Source organism: Mesorhizobium sp. P2_C5_2 (genome assembly GCF_056404535.1).
Window position 1 is genome coordinate 239,829 of sequence record NZ_JBFUDV010000004.1, and the last position, 23,015, is coordinate 262,843.

General features: G+C 61.9%; 27 protein-coding genes and 1 pseudogene. 16 read left to right on the forward strand and 12 right to left on the reverse strand.

The window, feature by feature from the left end:
* The first annotated feature begins 1 nt into the window (after position 1).
* Positions 2-1,006: an inorganic phosphate transporter gene (locus AC1D1B_RS16225; RefSeq protein WP_477333519.1), complete on the forward strand. Its 1,005-nt coding sequence runs from the start codon at positions 2-4 to the stop codon at positions 1,004-1,006.
* Between the two features lie 253 nt (positions 1,007-1,259).
* Positions 1,260-1,448, forward strand: coding sequence for a hypothetical protein (locus AC1D1B_RS16230; RefSeq protein ID WP_477328431.1), 189 nt, complete (start codon positions 1,260-1,262; stop codon positions 1,446-1,448).
* A 2-nt stretch (positions 1,449-1,450) separates the two neighbouring features.
* Here the strand turns inward: AC1D1B_RS16230 and AC1D1B_RS16235 are convergent.
* Together AC1D1B_RS16235 and AC1D1B_RS16240 are read right to left on the reverse strand one after the other, a co-directional pair.
* A pseudogene (locus AC1D1B_RS16235) lies at positions 1,451-1,819 on the reverse strand (IS1 family transposase); the annotation flags it as partial.
* 135 nt (positions 1,820-1,954) lie between these two features.
* A complete protein-coding gene (locus tag AC1D1B_RS16240) occupies positions 1,955-2,611 on the reverse strand; it encodes an alpha/beta hydrolase (RefSeq protein WP_477333520.1) in 657 nt (218 codons plus the stop codon).
* 218 nt (positions 2,612-2,829) lie between these two features.
* On the opposite strand from AC1D1B_RS16240, the gene AC1D1B_RS16245 reads away from it, so the two are divergent.
* On the forward strand, positions 2,830-4,017 hold the full coding sequence (locus AC1D1B_RS16245; RefSeq protein ID WP_477333521.1) for an OpgC family protein: 1,188 nt from the start codon (positions 2,830-2,832) through the stop codon (positions 4,015-4,017).
* A 12-nt stretch (positions 4,018-4,029) separates the two neighbouring features.
* Here AC1D1B_RS16245 and AC1D1B_RS16250 read toward each other — a convergent pair whose 3' ends face one another.
* Positions 4,030-5,109 carry a LacI family DNA-binding transcriptional regulator gene (locus tag AC1D1B_RS16250; protein WP_477333522.1) on the reverse strand — a complete coding sequence of 360 codons (1,080 nt, stop codon included), beginning with the start codon at positions 5,107-5,109 and terminating at the stop codon, positions 4,030-4,032.
* Between the two features lie 147 nt (positions 5,110-5,256).
* Between AC1D1B_RS16250 and AC1D1B_RS16255 the strand changes: the two genes are divergently transcribed.
* Positions 5,257-5,400, forward strand: coding sequence for a hypothetical protein (locus AC1D1B_RS16255; RefSeq protein ID WP_477262822.1), 144 nt, complete (start codon positions 5,257-5,259; stop codon positions 5,398-5,400).
* Between the two features lie 61 nt (positions 5,401-5,461).
* Positions 5,462-5,605, forward strand: coding sequence for a hypothetical protein (locus tag AC1D1B_RS16260; RefSeq protein ID WP_477333523.1), 144 nt, complete (start codon positions 5,462-5,464; stop codon positions 5,603-5,605).
* A 43-nt stretch (positions 5,606-5,648) separates the two neighbouring features.
* Here AC1D1B_RS16260 and AC1D1B_RS16265 read toward each other — a convergent pair whose 3' ends face one another.
* Together AC1D1B_RS16265 and AC1D1B_RS16270 are read right to left on the reverse strand one after the other, a co-directional pair.
* Entirely contained in the window at positions 5,649-6,023 is a 375-nt protein-coding gene (locus tag AC1D1B_RS16265) for a DUF423 domain-containing protein (RefSeq protein ID WP_477333524.1), read from the reverse strand.
* A 40-nt stretch (positions 6,024-6,063) separates the two neighbouring features.
* Positions 6,064-7,329, reverse strand: coding sequence for a multidrug efflux MFS transporter (locus tag AC1D1B_RS16270; protein WP_477333525.1), 1,266 nt, complete (start codon positions 7,327-7,329; stop codon positions 6,064-6,066).
* A 152-nt stretch (positions 7,330-7,481) separates the two neighbouring features.
* Between AC1D1B_RS16270 and AC1D1B_RS16275 the strand changes: the two genes are divergently transcribed.
* On the forward strand, positions 7,482-8,147 hold the full coding sequence (locus AC1D1B_RS16275) for a GntR family transcriptional regulator (RefSeq protein WP_477262831.1): 666 nt from the start codon (positions 7,482-7,484) through the stop codon (positions 8,145-8,147).
* 82 nt (positions 8,148-8,229) lie between these two features.
* Positions 8,230-8,490, forward strand: a complete 261-nt coding sequence (locus AC1D1B_RS16280; RefSeq protein WP_477333526.1) for a DUF982 domain-containing protein — start codon at positions 8,230-8,232, stop codon at positions 8,488-8,490.
* 64 nt (positions 8,491-8,554) lie between these two features.
* Here the strand turns inward: AC1D1B_RS16280 and AC1D1B_RS16285 are convergent, their stop codons facing one another.
* Positions 8,555-8,713 carry a hypothetical protein gene (locus AC1D1B_RS16285; RefSeq protein ID WP_192253203.1) on the reverse strand — a complete coding sequence of 53 codons (159 nt, stop codon included), beginning with the start codon at positions 8,711-8,713 and terminating at the stop codon, positions 8,555-8,557.
* Between the two features lie 178 nt (positions 8,714-8,891).
* Between AC1D1B_RS16285 and AC1D1B_RS16290 the strand changes: the two genes are divergently transcribed.
* Positions 8,892-9,863 carry a glycosyl transferase family 90 gene (locus tag AC1D1B_RS16290; RefSeq protein WP_477333527.1) on the forward strand — a complete coding sequence of 324 codons (972 nt, stop codon included), beginning with the start codon at positions 8,892-8,894 and terminating at the stop codon, positions 9,861-9,863.
* A gap of 9 nt (positions 9,864-9,872) precedes the next feature.
* Here AC1D1B_RS16290 and AC1D1B_RS16295 read toward each other — a convergent pair whose 3' ends face one another.
* Positions 9,873-10,916 carry an aldo/keto reductase gene (locus tag AC1D1B_RS16295; RefSeq protein WP_477333528.1) on the reverse strand — a complete coding sequence of 348 codons (1,044 nt, stop codon included), beginning with the start codon at positions 10,914-10,916 and terminating at the stop codon, positions 9,873-9,875.
* 226 nt (positions 10,917-11,142) lie between these two features.
* Here AC1D1B_RS16295 and ppk2 point away from each other — a divergent pair, with 226 nt between their 5' ends.
* Positions 11,143-12,063: a polyphosphate kinase 2 gene (gene ppk2, locus AC1D1B_RS16300; protein ID WP_477333529.1), complete on the forward strand. Its 921-nt coding sequence runs from the start codon at positions 11,143-11,145 to the stop codon at positions 12,061-12,063.
* A gap of 142 nt (positions 12,064-12,205) precedes the next feature.
* On the opposite strand, the gene AC1D1B_RS16305 is transcribed toward ppk2, so the two are convergent.
* Both AC1D1B_RS16305 and AC1D1B_RS16310 read right to left on the reverse strand, forming a co-directional pair.
* The gene (locus AC1D1B_RS16305) at positions 12,206-12,850 is read right to left on the reverse strand and encodes a dihydrofolate reductase family protein (protein WP_477333530.1); all 645 of its coding nucleotides are present in this window, start codon (positions 12,848-12,850) and stop codon (positions 12,206-12,208) included.
* Between the two features lie 426 nt (positions 12,851-13,276).
* On the reverse strand, positions 13,277-13,972 hold the full coding sequence (locus AC1D1B_RS16310; protein WP_477262839.1) for a winged helix-turn-helix transcriptional regulator: 696 nt from the start codon (positions 13,970-13,972) through the stop codon (positions 13,277-13,279).
* Positions 13,973-14,148: 176 nt separating this feature from the next.
* Here AC1D1B_RS16310 and AC1D1B_RS16315 point away from each other — a divergent pair, with 176 nt between their 5' ends.
* A complete protein-coding gene (locus tag AC1D1B_RS16315; protein WP_477333531.1) occupies positions 14,149-14,475 on the forward strand; it encodes a DUF1330 domain-containing protein in 327 nt (108 codons plus the stop codon).
* 70 nt (positions 14,476-14,545) lie between these two features.
* Here AC1D1B_RS16315 and AC1D1B_RS16320 read toward each other — a convergent pair whose 3' ends face one another.
* Positions 14,546-15,754, reverse strand: a complete 1,209-nt coding sequence (locus tag AC1D1B_RS16320) for a polyhydroxyalkanoate depolymerase (protein ID WP_477333532.1) — start codon at positions 15,752-15,754, stop codon at positions 14,546-14,548.
* Between the two features lie 123 nt (positions 15,755-15,877).
* Between AC1D1B_RS16320 and AC1D1B_RS16325 the strand changes: the two genes are divergently transcribed.
* On the forward strand, positions 15,878-16,606 hold the full coding sequence (locus tag AC1D1B_RS16325) for a glutathione S-transferase (protein WP_477333533.1): 729 nt from the start codon (positions 15,878-15,880) through the stop codon (positions 16,604-16,606).
* 51 nt (positions 16,607-16,657) lie between these two features.
* Here the strand turns inward: AC1D1B_RS16325 and hemB are convergent, their stop codons facing one another.
* Entirely contained in the window at positions 16,658-17,689 is a 1,032-nt protein-coding gene (gene hemB / locus AC1D1B_RS16330) for a porphobilinogen synthase (protein WP_477333534.1), read from the reverse strand.
* A gap of 112 nt (positions 17,690-17,801) precedes the next feature.
* Positions 17,802-18,308, reverse strand: coding sequence for a pyridoxamine 5'-phosphate oxidase family protein (locus AC1D1B_RS16335; protein WP_477333535.1), 507 nt, complete (start codon positions 18,306-18,308; stop codon positions 17,802-17,804).
* A 194-nt stretch (positions 18,309-18,502) separates the two neighbouring features.
* Here AC1D1B_RS16335 and AC1D1B_RS16340 point away from each other — a divergent pair, with 194 nt between their 5' ends.
* The 5 genes from AC1D1B_RS16340 to AC1D1B_RS16360 all read left to right on the forward strand — a co-directional run bounded on the left by AC1D1B_RS16340 (position 18,503) and on the right by AC1D1B_RS16360 (position 22,855).
* Positions 18,503-19,540 (forward strand): enoyl-CoA hydratase/isomerase family protein, encoded by a 1,038-nt coding sequence (locus AC1D1B_RS16340; protein ID WP_477333536.1) that lies wholly within the window; start codon positions 18,503-18,505, stop codon positions 19,538-19,540.
* Entirely contained in the window at positions 19,537-19,959 is a 423-nt protein-coding gene (locus tag AC1D1B_RS16345; RefSeq protein WP_181060748.1) for a DUF6163 family protein, read from the forward strand. Before AC1D1B_RS16340 ends, AC1D1B_RS16345 begins: the two co-directional genes overlap by 4 nt.
* Positions 19,960-20,161: 202 nt before the next feature.
* Complete coding sequence (ldtR, locus tag AC1D1B_RS16350) at positions 20,162-20,677, forward strand: transcriptional regulator LdtR (protein WP_142869475.1); 516 nt, start codon at positions 20,162-20,164, stop codon at positions 20,675-20,677.
* A 191-nt stretch (positions 20,678-20,868) separates the two neighbouring features.
* A complete protein-coding gene (locus AC1D1B_RS16355) occupies positions 20,869-21,246 on the forward strand; it encodes a hypothetical protein (RefSeq protein ID WP_477333537.1) in 378 nt (125 codons plus the stop codon).
* A gap of 355 nt (positions 21,247-21,601) precedes the next feature.
* Positions 21,602-22,855 carry a L,D-transpeptidase family protein gene (locus AC1D1B_RS16360; RefSeq protein WP_477333538.1) on the forward strand — a complete coding sequence of 418 codons (1,254 nt, stop codon included), beginning with the start codon at positions 21,602-21,604 and terminating at the stop codon, positions 22,853-22,855.
* Positions 22,856-23,015 lie beyond the last annotated feature (160 nt).

Sequence of the window (23,015 nt, forward strand, 5' to 3'; positions counted from 1 at the left end):
AATGGAAGCCACCATCGCCTTTCCCGTGCTGGCCGGCCTTGTCGCCGTCGCGCTGTTTTTCGACTTTCTCAACGGCCTGCACGATGCGGCGAACTCCATCGCCACCATCGTCTCCACCCGCGTGCTGAGGCCGCAATATGCGGTGTTGTGGGCGGCCTTCTTCAATTTCATTGCGTTCATGTTCTTTGGTCTTCATGTTGCCGAGACCGTGGGAAAAGGCATAGTCGATGTCACCATTGTCACGCCGGCGGTGATCTTTTCGGCGCTTGTCGGTGCCATTGTCTGGAACATTGTCACTTGGATTGCCGGTATCCCATCGAGCAGCTCGCATGCGCTGATCGGCGGGTTGGTTGGCGCGGGTATTGCAAAGGCCGGCGTCGGCGCCATCGTCTGGACGGGGCTTGGCAAGACGGTCGCCGCAATCGTCGTGTCGCCGGCGACCGGGTTTGTTCTGGCGCTGGTCCTGATTCTGGCCGTTTCCTGGCTGTTCGTGCGCCAGACACCGTTCGCCGTCGATAGCACCTTTCGCGTCATGCAGTTCTTTTCGGCCTCGCTCTATTCGCTCGGGCACGGCGGCAACGACGCCCAGAAAACCATGGGCATCATCGCCGTACTGCTCTATTCGCAAGGCATGCTCGGCGCCAATTTCTACGTGCCGCTATGGGTCGTCCTCACCTGTCAGTCGGCGCTGGCGCTGGGCACACTGTTCGGTGGCTGGCGCATCGTTCACACAATGGGCTCGAAAATCACACGGCTTAACCCGATGCAGGGTTTCTGCGCCGAGACAGGTGGCGCGATCACTTTGTTCGCGGCCACCTGGCTTGGCATTCCCGTGTCGACCACCCACACGATCACCGGGGCGATCATCGGCGTCGGCGCTGCCCGCCGCGTCTCGGCCGTGCGCTGGGGCATTGCCGGCAACATCGTCATTGCCTGGATCATCACCTTGCCGGCGACGGCCGCCATTTCGGCCCTCACTTATTTTGTTACGCGCCTTGGCGGCTGACGGGAGCGGGCGCCGAAATCTGAATACGGGCGATGTTTCACGGCGCTGGCCTCTCTGAGGGTTTGAGCGCTTCCTGTTTGGTGAGGCCGAACTTGCGGGCAAAATAGGCGGCTTCGATCGCCATTTCGCGATCTGCCTACGGTTCGATTCTCTGCTTTGCCTTCTTGCCCACGACACGAATCATAGTTTGAAATTTTAACCTTGTCCGAAGCGGTCATTCAGCTAAGTCCCGCAATGTGCTATGATTCGACACATGGGGAAGAAGGCGAAGCAGAAAGCCAAACAGGCGATCGCAGAACCAATAGACGGCAAGCTTGAAGCGGAAGCCGCCTACTATGCCCGTAAGTGCGGCATCACCACAGCCGAAGCCGCCCAGATCATCCGAGATGCCTACGCTCCGAAGCTATCGATAGTCGGCAAGGACGGCGTGAAGGGCAGATAGCCCTAGGCGATCTTCTTCTTATAGGAACCGCGCTTCCCCGACTTCGGCGCAACTGCGTCCATCTTCTCGCAAAGGTCGTCCATCGACCAGAGAGTTTGCGATACGCCAGCGGCCATTGCCGGCGTCATTTTCAGCGTCTTGTGCATCTTAATGAAGTTGTACCAGACTGTGTAAATGGCGGCCATGTGGACATGGTTTTCGAACTTCTTTGAGAACGCATCGGCAAGACGCGTGAAGCGGCGGTTTGCCATACGCATGGTGAGGTTGGCGCGCTCGATGTGCGACGTGCTGACATGCAAAGGATCGGGATTGCCTTCGATACGGGTCTTGGTCGCGCCAGTGCAGACGGCCGGGCTATAGCGCGCTCCGGCGGGCAGCGGCCAGTGGGTTCTCGGCTTCCTTAGCCGAGATCGTGGCGCGGTCGCGAACGTCGACAGCGCTCTCTATCCTGACACTTTCGGACGGATGGCCGCGATTGCCGGCACGACGCGGCAAGTGACGATTTGCTATGTAGCAACCGGCGCCGCCAGCCACTGCCGGACGATTGCCGCGTCAGGGGCGCCGATTTCATGGCCTGAAGGCACGATGCGCGCGTCGACCTCGGCGCCGCGTCCGTGGAGCAGCGTCATCAATGCCGCCGCAAACGGCCCGTAGGTCTGGTCGGCGGCGCCGGCAATAATCAGAACCCGCGTCCCCGTGAGGTCGGTTGCCGGCGCGTCGTCAAGCACCGGCATAGCTCTCAGCAGCGCCGCTTTTCGTACCAGGCCGGGGTTGAGCAGCATCAGGCTGGAGACCAGATTGGCGCCGTTGGAATAGCCGAGGAACGTCGTGCGGGCGAGGTCGAGCCCATGGCGTTTTGCGGCCTCGCTTGCGAAGGCGGCAAAGGCTGATGTTTCGGCACGGATGCTTGCCTGTTCGAAACTGGTCGGGGTGATCCGCTCGAACCAGCGGAAGCCGTCTTCCTGCGGGATGCGACCCCGTACCGCAACCAGCGTGGCGTTGGAGGCGATCTGCCTTGCAATCGGCAGCATCGTGGTTTCGTCGACACCTGATCCGTGCAGCAAAAACAGGCACTCCCCGTCAGCGTTTTCCGACTTGAGGAGGCGGTAGGGAAAGGCCAGATCCCGGTGCAGGCCGGCGTTCTTTTCGCTATATTCAGACACGCTCATATCTCTTTGATTTCGCGGATATATTGGTCATTTGCCGGCTTCAAAACGGAATATTTTCATGCTCCGCGAAATGTGATTGAACCAGGCTCATTTCAGACCGTTTCTGCGCCGATATGCTCCCTGCGGGAGGAATCGAAGCGGTGTGCGCCGATGGTCGCATCCCGGCATGAACAACACGAGCACACTTGCTCTCGCTTTGAGGCCTTTTGTCGATGACTACGCAACTCCCGCCGGATCGCGCCGAACGCGACACCCGTATTGACGTGTTCCGCGCGCTCGCCCTCCTGACCATCTATATCGACCATGTGCCGGGCACCGTCTTCGAAACGCTGACCTACAAGAATTTCGGATTCTCGGACGCGGCGGAAGCTTTCGTGCTGATTTCGGGCATGTCGGTCGCGCTCGCCTATGGCAACAAATTCCAGCCGGGCAGCCGGCTGCTGGCGACGTTGAAGATGTGGCGGCGCGCGGGCGTCCTTTATACCGCCCATATCGTCACGACGATCGTGGTCATGGCGATGTTTTGTGCAGCGGCGGTGTTCGCCCACCGGCCTGAACTGCTGAAACTCATCAACATCGAACCGCTGATGAAGAACACGCCGGAGGTGATTGTCGGCATCGTCACGCTCGGCCACCAGCTTGGCTATAACAATATCCTGCCGGTCTATGCGGCGCTACTGTTGATGGCGCCGCTCTTCCTGCTCTTCGTCAGCTACAGGCCGCTGCCGGCGCTGATCTTTTCCGGCGCTCTGTGGCTCGTCGCCGGCATCTGGCAGATCGCGCCGCCGAACTATCCGGAGCCCGGCTTCTGGTTCCTCAACCCGTTGTCTTGGCAGTTCCTGTTCAACATTGGTCTCGCCGGCATGCTGCATGTCAGGCGTGGCGGCACAATTCCCGTCAATCGCTGGCTGGTGGGCGCCGCGGCAACCTATGTCGCGGCAGCAGCGGTCTGGGTACACAGCCCGCTCTGGGGCCAGATCACGTGGTTCGACCTGCCCGTGGTGATCGGCGGCTTTGACAAGACCTTCCTGTCGCTGCCCCGGCTGCTGCACATATTGTCGGTGAGCTATCTGATCGTCGCCCTGCCAGCTTTCTCGAACCTGTTCCGTTTCAGCCCGGACCATCCGCTTGCCCTGCTCGGCAAGCGCTCGCTACCGGTGTTCCTGGCCGGCACGGTGATCGCCATGGTGGCGCAGGTGATGAAGCTGATCAATCCGGGCGGCTTTGCCTATGATGCGCTGCTGATATCGGCCGGCATCGCCATGCAGTTCGCGCTCGCCTTCTATCTCGAATGGCTGTCGGGCATCGGCTGGTCTGGCAAGAAACCGGTTCGCATCGAAGGGCCGGCCGCTCGCCAGCCTTTCGGCATGTCGCCGGTGGTGGCAAGGCTGAGCCGGTGAAGGCGCAGACCTTTAGGCAGGAGAGGGGCCTGACGAGGCTCTGATCACAAGATCGACTGGCAGCAATTGCCGGTGCTGCGAGCCGTCATTGTCGAGGATCGCCTTGACGGCAAGGCGGCCCATCTCGGCGATCGGCTGCGCAACGGTGGTCAGCGGCGGCTCGGACATCGCGCCTTCCGGCACGCCGTCGAAGCCGACGATCGACACGTCGCCCGGCACAGCGATGTCGTGTTCGCGCAGCCAGTCGAGCGCATGCAACGCCATCCTGTCCGACATGGCCAGGATTGCCGTCGGCCGCTGCGGCAGCGCGAAAATATGCTCGAGGCCGGCCCGCACGCTCTCCTCGTCGTTCAGGGTCTCGTAGATCGGCACTTGCGAGACGTCGATGCCGAAGCGGGAGAGCTCGCCCAAGTAGCCACGCAGACGGTCGCGCGTGCCGGAATAGAGGGCCGACGTCTCGACCTGCTCTTGCGTGACCGGACCAAAGCCGGCGTCGGCAAATTCCAGGGCCAGCACGGCAAAGCGACGATGGCCAAGCTCGGCCAGATGGCGCGCGGCAAGGCTGGCGCCAGCGACGTTGTCGATGCCGATCGCCGCGACCGACTCATTCTCCGAATCGAGGTCGAGCGCCACGAAAGGCAGTTTGCGTTCGCGCGCCAGTTCGACCAGCCGCGAACTGCCCTCGATGCAGAACACGATGAAACCGTCGACCAGCGCGCTCTGGATGTTCCAGGCGAGCTGTTCGTTGTTGGCGGCGGAGACCAGCGAAATCCCGGCGCCGGTCGCGTCGCAGGCTTGCGAGATGCTGGCCATCATGACGCGGGCGAAGGGATCGTCGAAGAAATAGGAGAGGGGTTCGCCGGTCGCCACACCGATGGCGTTGACCTTGCCGGCGCGCAGCAGCCGGCCCTTGGGATCCGGCCCGGCATAGCCCATTGCCTCGGCTGCTGCCTTGACCCGGTCTCGCACCTCTTCGCGCACGATCTCGGGCCGAGCGAAGACATTGGAGGCGGTGCCGTGCGAGACGCCCGCCGCCTTGGCAATGTCGGCCAGCCGCACTGGTCTCGTCTTCCCGGAGGTCAATGCCGTCATCTTCGTCTCCTGAACCAGCCTCCATCTAGCACTTTCGTTGGATCGGTTCAAATTTTCCCTTGATCGGAGGGCGGGGAGGGTCTATATTTGAATCGATCCAAGGAAATTTACTAGCTATCCATTGGATCGGTTCAAGAGGAGGGTGCCATGCATCCCATGAATTATTTGTTCGAAGACATCTACGGCAATGACTGGGGCATCGCCTCCGATGCCGCCACCCGCAAGCGCCGCGGCAAGACCGGCCCGTGGAAGCGCGACCTGCATTTCCTCGTGGAACGCAAGCGGAGCTGATCGGTTCGCATTTTCGTGCCGGCCGATTGGATCGATTCAATTCTCGAGAAGGAGATGAACCATGCATCCCATGAAGCATCTGTTCGAAGACATTTACCGCAATTACTGGGGCATCTCGCCGACGGTGGAGCGACCCGAACGGCAGCGCCTGACCAAGCTTGCGAAGCGCAGCCGCGACCTGCTGCCCGAACGCCGGCAGGATTAAGCCTCGTGTGAGAAATATCTGATGGGGCAGGGTTCTTGCCCCATCAGGAACGTTGACGCACCAGCGCCGAGGCCGCGATCGCCAACCAGCCTGCAATCAGCAAGGTGCCGCCGATCGGCGCCGACATCGGGAATAGCCGCGATCCCACGAAATCCCGCGCCAGCAGATCGCCGCAGAAGAGCACAAGCCCGACGAGCAGCACCAGGCTGCCGATCCGCAAGATCCGGTTTGCGCCGGCGAAGCCGACAGCCAGAAACATCGGCGCATGCATGATCAGGAAAGATGCGGCGGTGCCGACGAAGGCGCCGCCCAGATGCGCCGCCGCCGCCGACAACGCCACGCCGGCTGCGCCGCATAGGCCGCCGGCGAAGACCAGGATGCGGGCGCTGCCTTCTGCCGGATGGTCGGCGATGCTCATGTCTCGGGCTCCTGTGATTGGTGATAGGCGGCGCAACCTGTCAGGATTTGCCTGATACCGCCAGCATGTCGCGCGTACGGCGCGACTGGACCAGCCAATTGTACACGGCACCGCCGGCCATCAGCACGGAGGTTCCGAGAAACACTGCACGCATGCCGAAATGGCCGCCGACGAAGCCGCCAAGCAGCGGGCCCGCGACCTGGCCGACATATTGCGCCGAGATCGCAAGGCCAAGCACATTGCCGCCGACGCCATCGGGAACATTGTGGCGGATGACGCTGGTGATGCAGGGCAACAGTCCGCCCAGCACCAGACCCATGAGGAAACGCAAGCCGACAAGTTGCCAGCTCTCGGTGACGAAGGCCTGCGGTATCAACAGCAGCGCCGAGACGGCCAGCGATGCGACGATGACGTTCCAGTGGCCGATGCGGTCGGCGAGCTTGCCCAGCCGTGACGCCGAAAGGATGGCGCCGAGTGCGGCCGCCGACATGACGACGCCGGAGACCAGCGTCACCCGACTTGCGTCCGCGACCAGCTGCTGGACATAGACAGTGATGATCGGCTCGATCGACATGTTGGCGAAGGTGAACAGCATGCCGGTCGCCAGCATCGCGACGACAGGGCGCTTGTCGGGGATCTGCGCCCAGCCGCCCTTCGGCCTCTCCTTGGGTTTTGCCAGTGCTGGCGGGCGAGGCATCTCCTTGATCAGGAACGTCGTCGCCAATGCCGCCAGGAAAATGACGCCGCCGGCGATGAGGAAGGTGGCGCGGATGCCGATCAGCGGCGGCAGCGCGCCGCCGAGCAGCGGCCCGACCAGGGAGCCTGCGGTGATGCCGGCCGACAGCACGCCGAGCGCCCAGCCGGAGCGGTCCTTCGGCGTCTGCATGGCGACCAAAATGGTCGAGCCCGAGGAATAACCTCCGGCAAAACCGATCAGCAGGCGCAGCAGCACCAATTGCCAGACGGTCTGCACCATGCCGGTCAGCGACATGCAGATCGCCATGCCGAAACTGGCGCGCACCAGCATCAGCTTGCGGCCGTAGCGGTCGCCCAGCCGTCCCCACAGCGGCGCGACGAGGGCCGCGGCAAAGAAGGTGGCGCCGAAGGCGATGCCGGACCATTGCACGATCGCGGCGTGGCCGACAGCGCCCAACTGCTCGACATAGAGCGGCAGGAAGGGGAGCAGCAGCGTCATCGCCACAAGCGTGCTGAACGATCCGGCAAAGCACACGAACAGGTTGCGCCGCCAATGCACATTGTAGGTGGAGGGCTGTTCGGCGGCCTGCGCTGCACTGTCCTGCGGCATGTCGTGTCCTGTCCGCTTGCTGCGGATACCATTTTGGGATACCAGGTCGGTATCCTCATGGACGCAAAGTCCGGCTGGTGTCAATCCGGCACTCTCAAACGTGATCGGCCAGACCTCAAATGCGAGGCCGATCGCCAGCAACGGAACCAAAGATGTCGCAGATGCAGACCGTCGAGAAAGCGCTTCGCGAGATGATCCTCGGCCTTGAGGTCGGTCCCGGCGAGCGGCTGACGGAGCGCTGGATCGAGAGCCGCTTCGGGGCCTCGCGCACGCCGGTGAGGGCGGCGCTGCTGCGGCTCGAGACGGAAGGGCTGATCTGCCGCGACGGGCGCGGCTGGACGGTATCGCCGATCAACCTTGCCGAACTGCAACAGATCGCTGTCTATCGCGAGGCGGTCGAGGTTGCGGCGGTCCGCTTGACCGCGGCGCTGGCCGACAGGAGCGCCGTCGATGTCATCGAGGCGATGCTGGACTCCTGTGACGCCGCCACACCGCGCGAGGAATGGCACCGCGTCGGCATGGATTTCCACATCGAGCTGGCGCGGCTCTCCGGCAACGAGTTCCTGTTCAGGGCGGTGCGCGATGCCATGACGCGCTTGTCGCGGGCGCGTTGGCTGGAGGTCCGCGACGAGGCCGCGCTCGGCCGTGCCTGGAGCGAACATCACGCTATCCTGGCGGCGGTGCGGGCCGGTGACGCCGACGCGGCGGCGGCGCGGCTTTCCGCCCATATCGTTGGCAGCCGCGACCGCCTGGTGACGTCGTTGCACAATGACCGGCGCGGACTTCGCGCGAGGGGATTTGCCGTCGTCGCCGCTTGATATCGGTCACGAAAGTGACAGATGTCAGGCGCCATCCGCTTTCGGCCTCGCTTCATGGACGCCGATGGCGTAAGGAGCGGCCATGGAAAACAACCGATTTGAAACACCCGTGACCGTCAAGGCAGCCGCGGGGGGAGCCAACCAGCTCCTGCGCACGGCCCGCGAGGCCTCCGATTACCTGCTCAACAGCTGGCCCGGCAAGCGCAGTCCCAAGCATCGCGAAGCGCTGCAGGCCTGTCATGATGCGCTGGCCGGCGACAAGCCGGCAATGATCGCAAGGCGCGCCTTCATTGCCGCGGCGCGCGAAGTCAACGTCTTCGTCAGCGACAAAGCGACGGCCTGATCGCGGCAGCATCGCCGGAATCCGGCCCGCTTTGCGGGCCGGACATCGTGCAATCCTGTCTTGCCTATTTTGCCGTCTCGGTCTCGGTTTCGGAACCGGCCTCATTCTCAGGCTCGGAGCGCTCCTTGGCCGCGACCTTGGCGGCCAGCTTCTCCGCCTTCTTGGCGGCCTTCTGCCGGTCGCGCTCCTTGCGTTCCTGACCGTAGTTCGGTGGTCGCGCCATATCGTTTCCTTTCGCTGTACCTGACCCTGCCTAGAAGCATTGGCCGGCAAACACAACAGCGCCGGGACGGCAGATGCCAGCGGTTCGGGACTTGCGTGATGGCTAACACAATGGTTTAGAAAAGGCTGCGGGACAGTCACTGGAGCCGCCGCCGACCGATTTCGAATCAAAACGACCGATGGCCACGCTTCAAAGAAACGCACAGAAGCTGATCTATTATGCGCGCAACGCAATGCGCGACATCGCGCCGCCGGTCCTTTTCCGGCGCCGGCTCGGCCGTCTGCTCGATCAGGCCAGGCTTTCCGACGCATCGGTCCGCGAGCGGCTCAACTACTACAACACGCTGCGGGAGCCTTTTACACCCAGCCCCGAGGCTGTGCCGGTCAATCGGCTGCCGTCGGACCGCAGCATGTACTATTACGATCTGAAGGAGTTCACCCGCTATTTCGATCCGGGTCTGAAGATCGACCTGGAATTCGGCGACGTCATCGAAGTGCCGAAGATGCCGTCGATCGTCAAGGACCGGCCGATCATCGGCGACAACGGCAACGGCGTCCTGTTCAAGCTGAACAAGTTCCGCCATTTCCACATGCCGGCCGACGATGTCGCCTTCGCCGACAAGCATCCGCTCGTCGTCTGGCGCGGCGAGCTCAACAATCCGATCCGCACCTTGCTGCTGGAGGCCGTCCGCGACCTGCCCTTCTGCGATGTCGGCACGCCAAGGGCGACAGCACCGGCGGAATACCGCAAGCCCTATCTCACCATCGATCAGCAGCGGCGCTACCGCTACATCATTTCCCTCGAAGGCAACGATGTCGCGACCAACCTGAAATGGATCATGAGCTCGAATTCGCTCTGCCTGATGCCGCCGCCGACCTATGAGACCTGGTTCGCCGAGGGTCAACTCGAGCCCGATGTCCATTATGTGCCGCTGGCGCCCGACTTCAGCGATCTGGCCGAGCGCGTGCATCATCTCGAGAAGCACCCGGCCGAAGCCCAGCGGATCGTCGCGGCGGCCAACGCCTATTGCCGCAAATTCGCCGACGAGCGGGCCGAGCAGGCGATCTGCCTGCTCGTGCTCTACAAATATTTCGTGCTCAGCGGCCAGATCGAGCCCGATCCGGAGGTCTGGCGGTTTATCGCGGGCTAACTGTCGGCCTCAGATGACGCTTCGGTCGAGAACCAGATCGGCCGGACCGAACCGGTCCTTCGCCGTGAACTGCTGGTGCCAGTAGGGGTACAGCACCGGCGGCCGGCTGACGGCATCGAGACGATCGCGTTCCTCAACGGTGAGGGTGAGTGCCGCGGCGGCGAGGTTATCCCTAAGCTGCGTCTCGTTGCGCGCGCCGATCACCAGCGAGCTGACGGCAGGCCGGCCAAGCAGCCAGGCTAGCGCGACCTGCGCCGCCGAGACGCCGCGCGCCGCACCGATGTCGACGACAACATCGACGATCCGCCACAGCCGGTCCTCGTCGCGGATCGGCGGTTCCGACCAGCCGGCAAGCTGGCGCGCGGTCGGACTGTCGCGGCGGTATTTGCCCGACAGCAGGCCGCCGGCAAGCGGGCTCCACACCAGCACGCCAAGGCCCTGGTCGACCGAGATCGGCAAGAGTTCATATTCGGCCTCGCGCGCTTCCAGCGTGTAGTGGATCTGCTGGGTGATGAAGCGCGGCTGGTGATGGCTGTCGCTGATGCCGAGCGCCTTCATCACCTGCCAGCCGGAATAATTGGAGCAGCCGACATAGCGGATCTTGCCCTGGCCAACCAGCGTGTCGAGTGCCGCCATTGTTTCCTCGAGCGGCGTCACACCGTCCCATTCGTGCAGGAAATAGATGTCGATCAGATCGGTCCTGAGGCGCTTCAGGCTCTTCTCGCATTCGCGGATCAGATGATGGCGCGACAGGCCTTCGTCATTGGGACCTTTACCGATCCGCATGCGCGCCTTTGAGGCGATCAGCACGTCATTCTTGCGCTTGCCGCCGAGCGCCTCGCCGATGATCTCTTCCGACAGGCCGTTCGAATAGACGTTGGCGGTGTCGATGAGATTGATGCCGGCATCGATGCAGGTGTCGATGATGCGCGAGGCCTCCGCGAGGTCGGAATTGCCGACGGCGGCGAACGGCCCGCTGCCGCCGAAGGTCATGGTGCCCAGCGTCAGCGTCGAAACTTTCAAGCCTGAACGGCCAAGCGTGCGGTATTCCATGTCAGATCCTCGTAATTTTGGTGGGGGAGGGCGGGGAGGCCCGAACGGTCCGCCATTTGTAGGACAATTTGAGCAGCTTGTCGCCATGCCACGGTGACGGATCGGCCATGCCTCGCCGTTTTTGCAGGGATGATCGGCTGGCCGGCCGCTTGCAATAAAACCGTCATTGCCGGCCTATATCAAGTCGGCTCAGGGTTTCATGTCAGCCGGCAAGCGGAGCAGCAGAATGACCGAGTTAAAGCAGAATTCTCCGGCCAGGGATTGGCTTGAAGCCGAACTCGCCGACACGCTCGACGAGGACTATGAGCTGGAAATGTCGGAGCCGGCGCTGTCGCTGGAGATCGCCAAGATCTACAAGAACGCGCATCCGCCATCGATTGATCGCATGCAGTATTTCCGCGACCTGATCGGCTTGCAGTCGGAACTGATCAAGCTGCAGTCCTGGGTCGCCTATCACAAGAAAAAGCTGGTGGTGATTTTCGAGGGCCGCGACTCCGCCGGCAAGGGCGGCGTCATCAAGCGCATCACGCAGCGCCTCAATCCGCGCATCTGCCGCGTTGTGGCGCTGCCGGCGCCGACCGAGCGCGAGAAATCGCAATGGTATTTCCAGCGCTACGTGCCGCATCTGCCGGCCGGCGGTGAGATCGTGTTGTTCGACCGCTCCTGGTACAACCGCTCTGGCGTCGAGCGGGTGATGGGCTTTGCCGGACCCGATCAGGTCGAGGAATTCTTCCACGACGTGCCGGAGTTCGAGCGCATGCTGGTCCGCTCCGGCGTCACTTTGGTCAAATACTGGTTCTCGATCACCGACGAGGAACAGCAGATGCGCTTCATGATGCGCATCCACGATCCGATGAAACAGTGGAAACTGTCGCCGATGGATCTGCAGTCGCGCGTGCGCTGGGAACAGTACACCAAGGCCAAGGAAGAGACGTTCGCCCGCACCAACATTCCCGAGGCACCGTGGTACATCGTCGAGGGCAACGACAAGAAGCGGGCGCGGCTGAACTGCATGGATCACCTCCTCAAGCAGTTGCCCTACGAGGAGGTGCCGCACGAAGAAATCACGCTGCCCGAGCGGGTGTTCAATCCGGAGTACGAACGCCAGGTTCTGCCGCGCGAACTTTACGTGCCGGAGAAGTATTAGCACTCGGCGCCAACCTCAACAGTTTGAATGGCCCAGCATACGCCGACGCATCTTTCGACCGGCTGCGCCGCCCCTCATTGCCCTGCCGGGCATTTCTCCCCGTAAACGGGGAGAAATAGGCTTGCGCCGAAGGTTTCGCCACCTACCCCCGCTTGATCGTCACATGCGTCGCCAGCGCCGTCGCCACCTGCTCGGTGCATTGATAGCCGAGCTTCAGCATATCCAGCCCGGCAAACAGGTTCTCGCCCTTGCCGAGCAGCAGCGGCGACACCGCCAGATGCAGTTCATCGATGAGCTTCTCCTGGAGATATTGCCGGATGGTGGAGACGCCACCGCCGACGCGGACGTCCTTGCCGCCGGCCGCGGCTCTTGCCTGGTCGAGCGCATCATGGATGCCCCCGGTGACGAAGTGGAAAGTGGTGCCGCCTTCCATTTCGATCGGGTCGCGCTTGTAGTGCGTCAGCACGAAGACCGGCACATGGTAGGGTGGGTTGTCGCCCCACCAGCCTTTCCAGTTCTCGTCCGGCCACTCGCCGCGGATCGGTCCGAACATGTTGCGGCCGAGGATCCAGGCGCCGAGATTGTCGAAACTGCTGACGGTGAACCGATCGTCCACATCGGTGGTGCCGCCATCCTTGCCGACCATCTTGTGGAAGCTGCGGGTGCTGGTCATCCATTTGTGCAGATCTTCGCCACCAACGCCGAGCGGATTTTGCAGGGTCTGGTCAGGACCTGCGCCGAAACCGTCGAGCGACAGGGTGAATGCATTGACGCGCAGCTTGGACATGAAAGCCTCCGAGGTAACCGGTTGTGATTTGCAAGTGGTTTCTTTGTAACAAACCGATTGCGGAATGCAAGTGGTTTTTTGGAGGCCAAAGAAAATTAGAATATGCTAATACTTGACGGCGAAAGCTACGTTACCTTCCACTGAAGCCCTGAGTCGGGGAGCGCACGAGATGAAGGCGTATCGCGTCGACAGGATGGACGGAGAAATCGTCCAGGAGAGTCAGGAAACGCAGGCCAGTACACCGTTTGGAGCAGCCGAAAAGGTGGTCGGCCGCAAGGTCACCTTGCGAGGCGACGCCTGTAAATGGATCCGCGTGGTTGACCTGACAGACAAGGTCCCGACGCGGCGTCGCCCCAGCACCTACGAGTATAGGGCGCTGGGGGGATAGGTCAGCAAATTTGCGGCGCCTTTGACGAGAATCTGGCCTCAAGCCGCGGCGCGCTTCGGCATCACCGCAAACGGGCTGAGGCCAAGCCAGGTCTGCATCTTGCCGGCGACGTCAAGATCTCCGGTCAGGCTGATCTTGTCGCGTTCCTTGTGAACCGTCGTCAGCCCCATCCAGATCGAGGTCATGGTGCAGAGGTCCGTCGAGACATAGAGATCGACGTCAAAGCCCGGATCGTACCAGCACAGATCGACATCGCCGTGCTTCTCGACGATCAGCCACCACGAGCGTTTCGACGCCGGCAGGTCATGATACAGAAACTGTATCACGGTGCGTCCGTCGGGCAGTGGACTGGGGTTCAGATTGCGCCGCATATCCCACATCAGCAGGGACGGATCGAGGTTCTTGAGCGACAGCCTGGCCTCGACCCATTTCTGACCCCAGAAGCCCATCGCCTCGACCACCGGGCGTAAATCCCGGCCAGCCTCAGTCAGCCGGTATTCGAACACGCCCTTTTCGGATTCGATCTCGGTGCGCTCGACGATACCGCCGGCTTCAAGGTCCTTCAGCCGTTGCGACAGAAGGGTTGGCGACATTTTCGGTACGCCGCGGCGCAGGTCGTTGAAGCGGGTCGAGCCCGCCACCAGTTCGCGCAGCAGCACCATGGTCCAGCGTGTGCACAACAGCTCCGCCGCCATGGAGAGCGGGCAGAACTGCTTGTATCCGGCTTGTGTCATGTGGTGATCTCCAAAAGATGTTGCCGGACCTTATTCAGAAAACCTGAGATCAGCCAGTACAGAAGCTGTACTGGGCCGCCCGGTACAGTTTGGTGACTGGAGCGGTGCGGCGCCGTCATGCGAGGCAGCGGTCACGTCGCCGGGCAGTCCGGCGCCGATCCATGAGGAGTTAGACAATGACCGCTTACGTGATCGCAGACATCAAGGTGAAGGACGACAAATGGGTGCCGGCTTACGCCGCTTCGGTGCACGACCTCGTGCACAAGCACGGTGGCAAGTACCTGGCCCGCAGCGGCAACGTGAAGACGCTCGAAGGCAAGCCGCTCGACACCAGCCTGATCGCCATCATGGCGTTTCCGTCGGCAAAGGCAGCCGAAGCCTTCACCAACGATCCGCAATACGCTCCGTTTGTGACGGAGCGTCGGAAGGGCAGCGACAGCCGCTTCCAGCTGATCGACGATACCGATCTGGCCGGAACGATCCCTTATTTGCCCAAGGCGTGAGGAAAAGCCGGAACCCGGCATGCCCGGGTTCCGGCTGTCCTTCGGCAAACCCTGTCCCGGCCGGGCAAGACTATTCCATAGACAGGATGAGGTTGCGCACGACGGGATAGATTTCGCGCTCCCAGCGCTTGCCGTTGAAGACGCCGTAGTGGCCTACATTGGCCTGCAGGTGATGGCGCTTGAGATGCGGACGCAGCGACCGGCATAACTCATGAGCGGCAGACGTCTGGCCAAGTGCGCAGATATCGTCACGCCCTCCTTCCACGGTGAGCAGCGCCGTGTTGCGGATCTCGCCGGGATCGACCCGGCTGCTACGGAACGTGAAAGTACCGGTAGCCATTTCCGCTTTGTGGAACACGCGGTCGATGGTTTCGAGATAGAATTCTTCGGTGAGGTCGAGCACCGCCAGATACTCGTCGTAGAAGGTCTTTATTTTCTCGGCCTCGGCTATCTCTCCAGCCGCCAGATGGTCATGGAGCTTGCGGTGAGCCTTGGTGTGGCGGTCCATGTTCATTGCCATGAATGCGGCAAGCTGCAGAAAGCCCGGATAGACACGGCGCCCGCCGCCGGCGTGGCGCCACGGCACGCGGGAAATAACGGAACTCTGAAACCAGGACAACGACTTGCTGACGGCAAATTCGTTGACCTTGGTCGGGCTCTCGCGAGGATCAATCGGCCCAGCCATCAGCGTCATCGAGCGCGGTGTTGCTGGGTGCCTGTCCTCGGACATGATGGCGACCGCGGCGAGCGCCTGGACGCAGGGTTGGCAGACCGCCAGTATATGCGCGCCCGGGCCGATCGCCTCCAGGAAGCGGATGATGTAGTCGACGTAGTCGTCGACGCCGAAGCAGCCTGCGGCGAGCGGCACGTCGCGGGCATTGGCCCAATCTGTGATGTAAACTTCGTGGTCTGCCAGGAGCGTCTCCACCGTACCGCGCAGCAGTGTCGAGAAATGGCCCGACAGCGGGGCAATCACCATCACCCGTGGCTGGCGCGTATCCATGTCTTTGGCGAAGCGCAGAAGCTTGCCGAAGGGCAGGTCAAGCGCCGTTTCGACGCTGACCGGAACGTCACGATTGCCCACTTTGACGGTACCGATATCGAAATCCGGCCGCGCATGGGTGAGCTTGAAACGACCAATCATTTCCAGGCCGGCGGCCAGGCGCTGTTTCACGCTGTCACCGGAAAGCATGCCGCCGATCGTCGAACGGATCAGGTCGGCGAAAAAGCGCGTCGGCGTGATCAGGTCGTCCTGAAGCTGATAGGCCTGGTACAGCATCGAATGCGTCCCGTTCCGAGGCGGCCATGTGGCAGTGCAAAATAACTAGTGCAAATTCTTGTGCATTGCGAGAGGATTGTTGCCGGCAAAGGGCAAGGAGGGTCGACGGCATGACGAGGACGCATGAGTAAGGCCGCCGCGACGAAAGCAGGCCTCAAGGCCCTGACCAACAAGGCCCTGACCAAAAAGGCCCTGACCAACAAGGCAACGTTGACGATCTCGTCGAAGAATTACTCCTCTTGGTCCCTGCGTGGCTGGTTGCTTTGCCGCATGGCCGGACTGGAGTTCGAGGAAAAGCGCATAGATATCGATGACCCGGAGCAAAGGCAGGAGTTGCTCCTTTTGTCGCCATCTGTGTTGGTGCCTCGGCTAACCCATAACGAGGTGACGGTGTGGGACACGCTGGCGATCGCCGAATATCTGGCCGAAACCATGGCAGGTGCGGGACTGTTGCCCGCAGACCGGGTCGCGCGCGCACACTGCCGAGCGGTGTCTGGCGAGATGCATTCGGGATTTCACAATTTACGCTCGGCGCTGCCAATGAGCCTGAAGGCCAGGCACAAGAGCTTCAAGATTTTTTCGGGCGCGCGGCCGGATGTCGAGCGGATCAAGGCAATCTGGTCCGAATGCCTGAAGACCTATGGCGGTCCCTGGCTGTTCGGTGCGTCGCCAACCGTGGCCGATGCGATGTACGCGCCGGTCTGCACCCGTTTCCGTACCTATGCCGTCGAGCTCGAAGCGCCACTTGCCGCCTATTGTGAAACCGTCTTTGCCTGGTCCTTGATGCAGGAATGGACGCAGGACGCATTGAATGAACCCGAGGATATCATCGAACTGGACGTCGAATTCTAAGCGCAGTCGGAGACGGCTGGTGCGACACCGGCCGGGCATTGGTCGAACCAATTATCCCTTCAGCAGCTGCGCCACTTCTGGCGCGAAGTAAGTCAGAATGCCGTCGCAGCCGGCGCGCTTGAAGGCGAGCAACGATTCCAGCATCGCCTTCTCGCCGTCGATCCAGCCATTGGCGGCCGCCGCCTTGATCATCGAATATTCGCCCGACACCTGGTAGGCGAAGGTCGGCATCTGAAGCTCGTCCTTCAGCCTGCGGATGATGTCGAGATAGGGCAGGCCGGGCTTGACCATCAGCATGTCGGCGCCCTCGGCGATGTCCTGCTCAGCCTCGCGCACCGCTTCGTCGGAATTGGCGTGGTCGAGATAGTAGGTCTTCTTGTCGCCCTTGAGCAGGCCGGCGGTGCCGACCGCCTCGCGATAGGGGCCGTAGAAGGCCGAGGCGAATTTCGTCGCATAGGACATGATCGCCACATCCGAGAATCCATTGGCGTCCAGCGCGTCGCGGATGGCGCCGATGCGGCCGTCCATCATGTCGGACGGTGCGATGATGTCGGCGCCGGCCGCCGCCTGGATGACGGCCGCGGCGGTCACCTGTTCCACTGTTTCGTCATTGACGATGATGCCGTCGCGCAAGATGCCGTCATGGCCGTGCGAGGTGAACGGGTCGAGCGCGGCATCAGTGATGATGCCGATCTCCGGCACCGCATCCTTGATGGCGCGCGTTGCGCGGTTGATGATGTTTTCGGGGTCGAGGATGTGCGATCCCGTCTGGTCGCGCAGCGCAAGCTCGACATTGGGAAAGGTGGCGATCGCCGGAATGCCGAGCTTGGCAGCGCGCTCGGCCTCCTTGACGGCGAGGTCTAGCGAGAGGCGAAAGACGCCGGGCATGGCGGCGATCGGCTCGCGCGTGTTCTTGCCGTCGATGATGAAGATTGGCCAGATCAAATCGTCGACCGACAGCCGGTTCTCCTGCACCAGGCGGCGCGACCAGTCGGCCTTGCGCATGCGCCGCAAGCGGCGGCTGCCGGTGATCTCGTCGACGCTGCGCGCGCCGGCGGGCTTTGCGGGGGTGAATTTGTTCATCGCCATAACTCCGGATCGCGCGGCTTTTACCACGAGCCCCGCCGCCATTTGAGGCGGCTTTTACCACGAGCTTCTGCCGCTGACCAATGCGACACGATTGTGCCAGCGCCGTCTACGCCTTCGGCGGCCAGGCCAGCTCGGGGCCGGTTTTGAAGAATGACACGTTGTTGGTGAAAATGCTCTCCGGTGCGAGCCGGATCAGGCGCCCGTTCGGATGGTCGATGTCGGCCACTGTGTCGACGAACCAGCGGTTCCAGTTCGGCTCCGGGCCGAGATATTTATGCAGCAGCCGTTTGAAACGTTCCGGGTCCATCGGCTCGATGGTGGCGGCGCCGCGCAGGCCGAGATGCAAGAGAATGCCGGCCTCACTATCGAAATGCACAATCTCCACCGCGCAGCGTGGGTCGCGTTCGAGGTGTTTGACCGCGCTGGCCTCGGTCGAGCCGAGCAGCCAGATCGCATTATCCTCCCAGATGAACCACATCGGCGCGTTGCGCGGCGCACCATCTTCGGTCAAGGTCGCCAGATTGGCCATCAGCGGGCGGCGGAGCACATCGTCCGGGTCGAACTTTTGCGGCGTCTCCCAGCCATAGCCCGGCGCTGCGGTTTCAAGCGTCATGCGTTTGTCCCTGGATCACAACACCGACTGGGTGCTGAGATGGTGTTTCGCCGGGAATTTTGCCCGCATTTTTGCCTGGGGCAAAGCACGGTCACGTTCCCCTGCGAAAATCCAAACCACCTCCGCCGGTTGACGCACCCATGCGCCACCTTTAGCACTTCAGTCCCGCAGGCGCGGGGAGGGAATCTCTGACGATGGATTTTGGCGGCGGCGACGAGATCCGCTTCGAACGGTTGGGCAAGGCAGGCGTTGTCACGCTGACGCGGCCGCAGGCGCTCAATGCGCTGACCCATCGCATGATCAAGGCGCTGGACCAGGCGCTCGAGGCCTTTGAGCGCGATGCCGGCATCGATGTCGTCGTCGTCAAGGCCGAGGGCAGGGCGTTTTCCGCCGGCGGCGACATCATGCACGTCTACGAGGCGCGGGCCGGAAAGCCGCCGGTCGACTTCTTCGCCGACGAATACCGGCTCAACGCCCGCATCAACAGTTACAAAAAACCCTATGTCGCGCTGATCGACGGCATCGTTATGGGCGGTGGCGTCGGCATCTCGTTCCACGGCTCGCAGCGTGTGCTGACCGAGAACGCCCAGTTCGCCATGCCCGAAGTCGGCATCGGCTTTTTCCCCGATGTCGGCGGCAGCCATCTTCTGCCGGACCTCGGCGGCAGTTTTGGCATGTATCTGGCGCTCACCGGCAACCGTATCCGTTACGGCGATGCGCTGTGGTCGGGCCTAGCCACCCACACCATCAAGGCAGCTGACCAGGCAGCCTTCCTCGACCGGCTGTGTGCCAATGGCGATCCGGAATCGGTGCTGCGCGGCTTCTTCGTGCCGGCCAAGCGCGAGACCGGCCAGTCGGTGCTGGAAGCCATAGCCCATCATTTCGCCCAATCCTCGCTTGCCGATATCATTGCCAGCCTGGAGCGGGCGGCCGGCGCCGACGAATTTGCCGCCAAGACGCTGGCCACCATCCGCTCCCGCTCGCCCACCAGCCTCAATGTCGCCTGGCGCCAGATCAGCGCCGGTCTGACTTTGTCGATGGAAGCCTGCATGAAGATGGAGTTCCGCATCCTCAACCGCATGCTGGCCGGCCACGACTTCTATGAAGGCATCCGCGCCGTCATCGTCGACAAGGGTTCCAAGCCGCAATGGCGGCCGGCCGATCTGGCAGAGGTCGATGTCGCTTCCGTGGATGCCTATTTCGCGCCGCTCGAACGGGAGCTCGAGCTGTGAGCGAGGTCACGTCGCGGCGGATCGTGCTACAGCCTTCGGGCGTCGAAATTATCTTCGCCTGGTTCCAGCGCGTCATAGCGGGCTACTGCCTCTTGTTCGGCATCCTGTACTGGATCCGGCTGATCGGCTTTTATCCCGGCGCGCTGTGGCGCTTTGACCTGATGCCGGTGCACTGGCAGGTCGCGGCGGTGATGCTGGCCGTGTTCTTTCCCTTCGCCGCAGCCGGCCTGTGGATGCTGGCGTCCTGGGGTCCGGTGATCTGGTTCATCTGCGCTGTCACCGAGACCATCATGTATGCCGGCTTTCCCGATCTGTTCGGCCACCGGCCGCTGATCCTGTTTTCGCATGCCGCCGTGGCGCTGCTTTACATCGTCTTTCGCGTCGTGATCTGGATGCAGAAGCGCCCCGCGCGCGCCTGAAACGCCGCCCCGCCGCCGTTGGCTAAATCTTTAGGTTAATTATCCTTGCTCGGGTGACCGTTCGTTAAGCGTCTTCCGAAACCTATTACCGGTAAGCTCTTGTTAGCCCTAGCGTTTAAGTCGAATTTTATGAGTATTCGATAGTGTCGCGATCAAGGTGAAAAACAAAAAATCACCAGGCGACAAACGAGAGGCAAAGACAATGATCAATTCGCGTCCGGCGGCGAAGACCGCCAACGTATCCGACGATCGCCGCGAGGCTATCCGTTCGCTTTACATGGAATCGCTGCAGCTGGTGGAGCGGCTGCATCGCCGCCTGCTTGACGTGATCAAGGACGAGTTCGACCGCAACGGCCGTTCCGACATCAATGCCATCCAGGCGCTGCTTCTGTTCAACATCGGCAATTCCGAGCTGACCGCCGGCGAACTGCGCTCGCGGGGCTACTATCTCGGCTCGAACGTCTCCTACAATCTGAAGAAGCTGGTTGATCTCGGCTTCATCAACCACCAGCGCTCGCGCATCGACCGCCGGTCGGTCCGCGTCTCGCTGACGCCGAAGGGCAATGAAGTGGCCGACGTCGTCGCCGGTCTCTATGAGCGCCATGTCGGTTCGATCGAACAGGTCGGCGGCATCAACAGCGAAGAGTTCAAGCAGATGAACCGCGCGCTGCAGCGCCTGGATCGCTTCTGGAACGACACCATCGCCTACCGGATGTAATCCGGACATCAGATCGCGAGCCGCGCCAGAAGAAGCGCGGCCCGGGGGAAAGCAAATGAAGGACCGGCGCCGGGGGGGCGTCGGTCCTTTTTTACGATCATGGCTGTGACCACCATTGACCGTCTCGCACCTGGGTCGCGCTAGGCTTTCGCCTCTGCAATGCCTAATGTCCCCTAAAAAAGGGGGGCGATATGGGTCTGGCTGGCCGTTTCAAAATCTATCCGGTCGCAATGATGCTCTTGGCTGTGCCGCAAATGGCGTTGGCTGAGGAGTGGTGGCAAGGCGCCTTCGCCAGCGAAGGCTCAAGCCCGTGCGACAGCAATGATTCCGTCGTGACGTTCACGGACAAATCAGCCGATATGTGGGAAGTCGGCTGTGCCGTCCAAAAAGTCCAGAAGCTGAAAGGCCTGGACGCCATTATTCTCGACATGACGTGCTCCGACGATGAGCAGAGCGTCGACAAAAGACGAACGTTGTTGCTCAAGCTCGATGACAACAAGCTGCTGCGATACCCGGAAAACCAGGTGTTGCAACGCTGTTCGGAACTGGAAGGCAACGCCAGGAACTGAGCCGCAGCACCAGAAAGGCGCGGCTTCGAGGGAACAGTCAGGGAACGGTGCCGAAAAGCACCGGTCATTCCATTTCAGATCGCCGGTGCGCCCAAATTCGACGCAAAGCCACGTTGCCGCCATATTCGCGGTGGAAGCGAGGATGCGGGTGATGCGGCGGCGAAAGCCATCGGCGCGCCTGTCATGTCGCATCGCGGTTCGCTTTTCACGGCTAAGTGATGCAGGTCATGGTTGGCTAATTGTTAACAGTGCCAACTTTAGAGTGCGGGCGATATCGCCCAATGATCGTGCAAGTAGCCGAACGCTACGCGCCAAACGCTACAAGCCAAGTGCTAGAAGAATGTCTGGAACGTCGATGAGAACCAGCCGCCGCTTTTTCCTTTCCGGAGCCTCTGCGCTCGCCGTCGCTATGGTTGCCAATGCCGCCAGCGCGCAGGACGTCATCGACGATATCCTGAAATCCTCGGCCCGCGGCAATTGGGACGACCAGTTCGACGCCCGCGCCTCGGAAGGCGGCAAGGTCGCCTCGACGCTTCCGATCTTCAGCCTGCAGACGGTCGCCTTTACCGAGCAGGCAGTGGCGCAGTATCAGAACATTGTCGCCCAAGGCGGTTGGCAAGAGGTTCCGGCAACCAAGAAGCTGCAGCTTGGCGTCGACGATCCAGATGTCGTGCCGCTGCGCAAGCGGCTGATGATTGCGGGCGACCTGGCGCAGAGCGCCGGCATTTCGACGTCGTTCGATTCCTATGTCGACGCCGCGGTCAAGCGTTTCCAGACCCGCCACGGCCTGCCGGCCGACGGCGCCATGGGCAAATACACCTACGCGGCGATGAACGTTTCGGCGCAGATACGGCTTGGCCAGTTGGAGACCAATCTCCAGCGTCTGCGCGAAAAGGCCGGCACGCTAGGCAGTCGCTATGTGCTGGTCGACATCCCGGCGGCTCAGATCGAGGCGGTCGAGAACGACCGCGTCGTGCTGCGCCACACCGCAATCGTCGGCAAGATCGACCGCCAGACGCCGGTGGTCAATTCCAAGATCAACGAGATCATCGTCAATCCATACTGGAACGCGCCGGTCTCGATCGTGCGCAAGGACATTATTCCGCTGATGCGGAAGAACCCCGACTATCTCAAGGACAGCCATATCCGCCTGTTTGCGCCGGATGGCAGCGAAGTCGACCCGATGAATGTGGACTGGTCGACGGACGATGCCGAAAAGTACCGCTTCCGCCAGGATCCGGGCTCCGGCAATGCCATGGCCTCGGTCAAGATCAATTTCCCGAGCCCGGACGGCGTCTACATGCACGACACGCCGCAGCAGAGCCTGTTCGGCAAGATGATGCGCTTCGATTCCTCGGGCTGCGTGCGCGTCCAGAACGTGCGCGATCTCGTCACCTGGATCCTGCGCGACACCCCCGGTTGGGACCGCCAGCATTTCGAGGCGACCATCAAGACCGGTGAGAACACGCCTGTGCAGGTCGTCAACCCGGTGCCGGTCCACTTCCTCTATCTGTCTGCATGGTCGACGGGTCCGGGCGTCGTGCAGTTCCGCGACGATGTTTACGCACTCGACGGCGCCAGCGAATTGCAGATCACATCTTCGCTATAAGTACTTGATTAAATTAACGAAAGGCCGCCGGAAAGGCGGCCTTTTTTGTTGCGCCGTCCTGACTGGTCTCGGTCTATATGAGCCGCTGGTTCACCAGCCTCGCCACCGCCCGGGCGCCTGATCGCCGCCCGCGGCTGGACGGATCGACAGCAATTTCGCA

Coding starts and splice junctions, on each gene's coding strand:
- AC1D1B_RS16225 (WP_477333519.1), top strand. CDS start 2: ATGGAAGCCACCATCGCCTTTCCCGTGCTGGCCGGCCTTGTCGCCGTC.
- AC1D1B_RS16230 (WP_477328431.1), top strand. CDS start 1,260: ATGGGGAAGAAGGCGAAGCAGAAAGCCAAACAGGCGATCGCAGAACCA.
- AC1D1B_RS16245 (WP_477333521.1), top strand. CDS start 2,830: ATGACTACGCAACTCCCGCCGGATCGCGCCGAACGCGACACCCGTATT.
- AC1D1B_RS16250 (WP_477333522.1), bottom strand. CDS start 5,109: ATGACGGCATTGACCTCCGGGAAGACGAGACCAGTGCGGCTGGCCGAC.
- AC1D1B_RS16255 (WP_477262822.1), top strand. CDS start 5,257: ATGCATCCCATGAATTATTTGTTCGAAGACATCTACGGCAATGACTGG.
- AC1D1B_RS16260 (WP_477333523.1), top strand. CDS start 5,462: ATGCATCCCATGAAGCATCTGTTCGAAGACATTTACCGCAATTACTGG.
- AC1D1B_RS16265 (WP_477333524.1), bottom strand. CDS start 6,023: ATGAGCATCGCCGACCATCCGGCAGAAGGCAGCGCCCGCATCCTGGTC.
- AC1D1B_RS16270 (WP_477333525.1), bottom strand. CDS start 7,329: ATGCCGCAGGACAGTGCAGCGCAGGCCGCCGAACAGCCCTCCACCTAC.
- AC1D1B_RS16275 (WP_477262831.1), top strand. CDS start 7,482: ATGTCGCAGATGCAGACCGTCGAGAAAGCGCTTCGCGAGATGATCCTC.
- AC1D1B_RS16280 (WP_477333526.1), top strand. CDS start 8,230: ATGGAAAACAACCGATTTGAAACACCCGTGACCGTCAAGGCAGCCGCG.
- AC1D1B_RS16285 (WP_192253203.1), bottom strand. CDS start 8,713: ATGGCGCGACCACCGAACTACGGTCAGGAACGCAAGGAGCGCGACCGG.
- AC1D1B_RS16290 (WP_477333527.1), top strand. CDS start 8,892: ATGGCCACGCTTCAAAGAAACGCACAGAAGCTGATCTATTATGCGCGC.
- AC1D1B_RS16295 (WP_477333528.1), bottom strand. CDS start 10,916: ATGGAATACCGCACGCTTGGCCGTTCAGGCTTGAAAGTTTCGACGCTG.
- ppk2 (WP_477333529.1), top strand. CDS start 11,143: ATGACCGAGTTAAAGCAGAATTCTCCGGCCAGGGATTGGCTTGAAGCC.
- AC1D1B_RS16305 (WP_477333530.1), bottom strand. CDS start 12,850: ATGTCCAAGCTGCGCGTCAATGCATTCACCCTGTCGCTCGACGGTTTC.
- AC1D1B_RS16310 (WP_477262839.1), bottom strand. CDS start 13,972: ATGACACAAGCCGGATACAAGCAGTTCTGCCCGCTCTCCATGGCGGCG.
- AC1D1B_RS16315 (WP_477333531.1), top strand. CDS start 14,149: ATGACCGCTTACGTGATCGCAGACATCAAGGTGAAGGACGACAAATGG.
- AC1D1B_RS16320 (WP_477333532.1), bottom strand. CDS start 15,754: ATGCTGTACCAGGCCTATCAGCTTCAGGACGACCTGATCACGCCGACG.
- AC1D1B_RS16325 (WP_477333533.1), top strand. CDS start 15,878: ATGAGTAAGGCCGCCGCGACGAAAGCAGGCCTCAAGGCCCTGACCAAC.
- hemB (WP_477333534.1), bottom strand. CDS start 17,689: ATGAACAAATTCACCCCCGCAAAGCCCGCCGGCGCGCGCAGCGTCGAC.
- AC1D1B_RS16335 (WP_477333535.1), bottom strand. CDS start 18,308: ATGACGCTTGAAACCGCAGCGCCGGGCTATGGCTGGGAGACGCCGCAA.
- AC1D1B_RS16340 (WP_477333536.1), top strand. CDS start 18,503: ATGGATTTTGGCGGCGGCGACGAGATCCGCTTCGAACGGTTGGGCAAG.
- ldtR (WP_142869475.1), top strand. CDS start 20,162: ATGATCAATTCGCGTCCGGCGGCGAAGACCGCCAACGTATCCGACGAT.
- AC1D1B_RS16355 (WP_477333537.1), top strand. CDS start 20,869: ATGGGTCTGGCTGGCCGTTTCAAAATCTATCCGGTCGCAATGATGCTC.
- AC1D1B_RS16360 (WP_477333538.1), top strand. CDS start 21,602: ATGAGAACCAGCCGCCGCTTTTTCCTTTCCGGAGCCTCTGCGCTCGCC.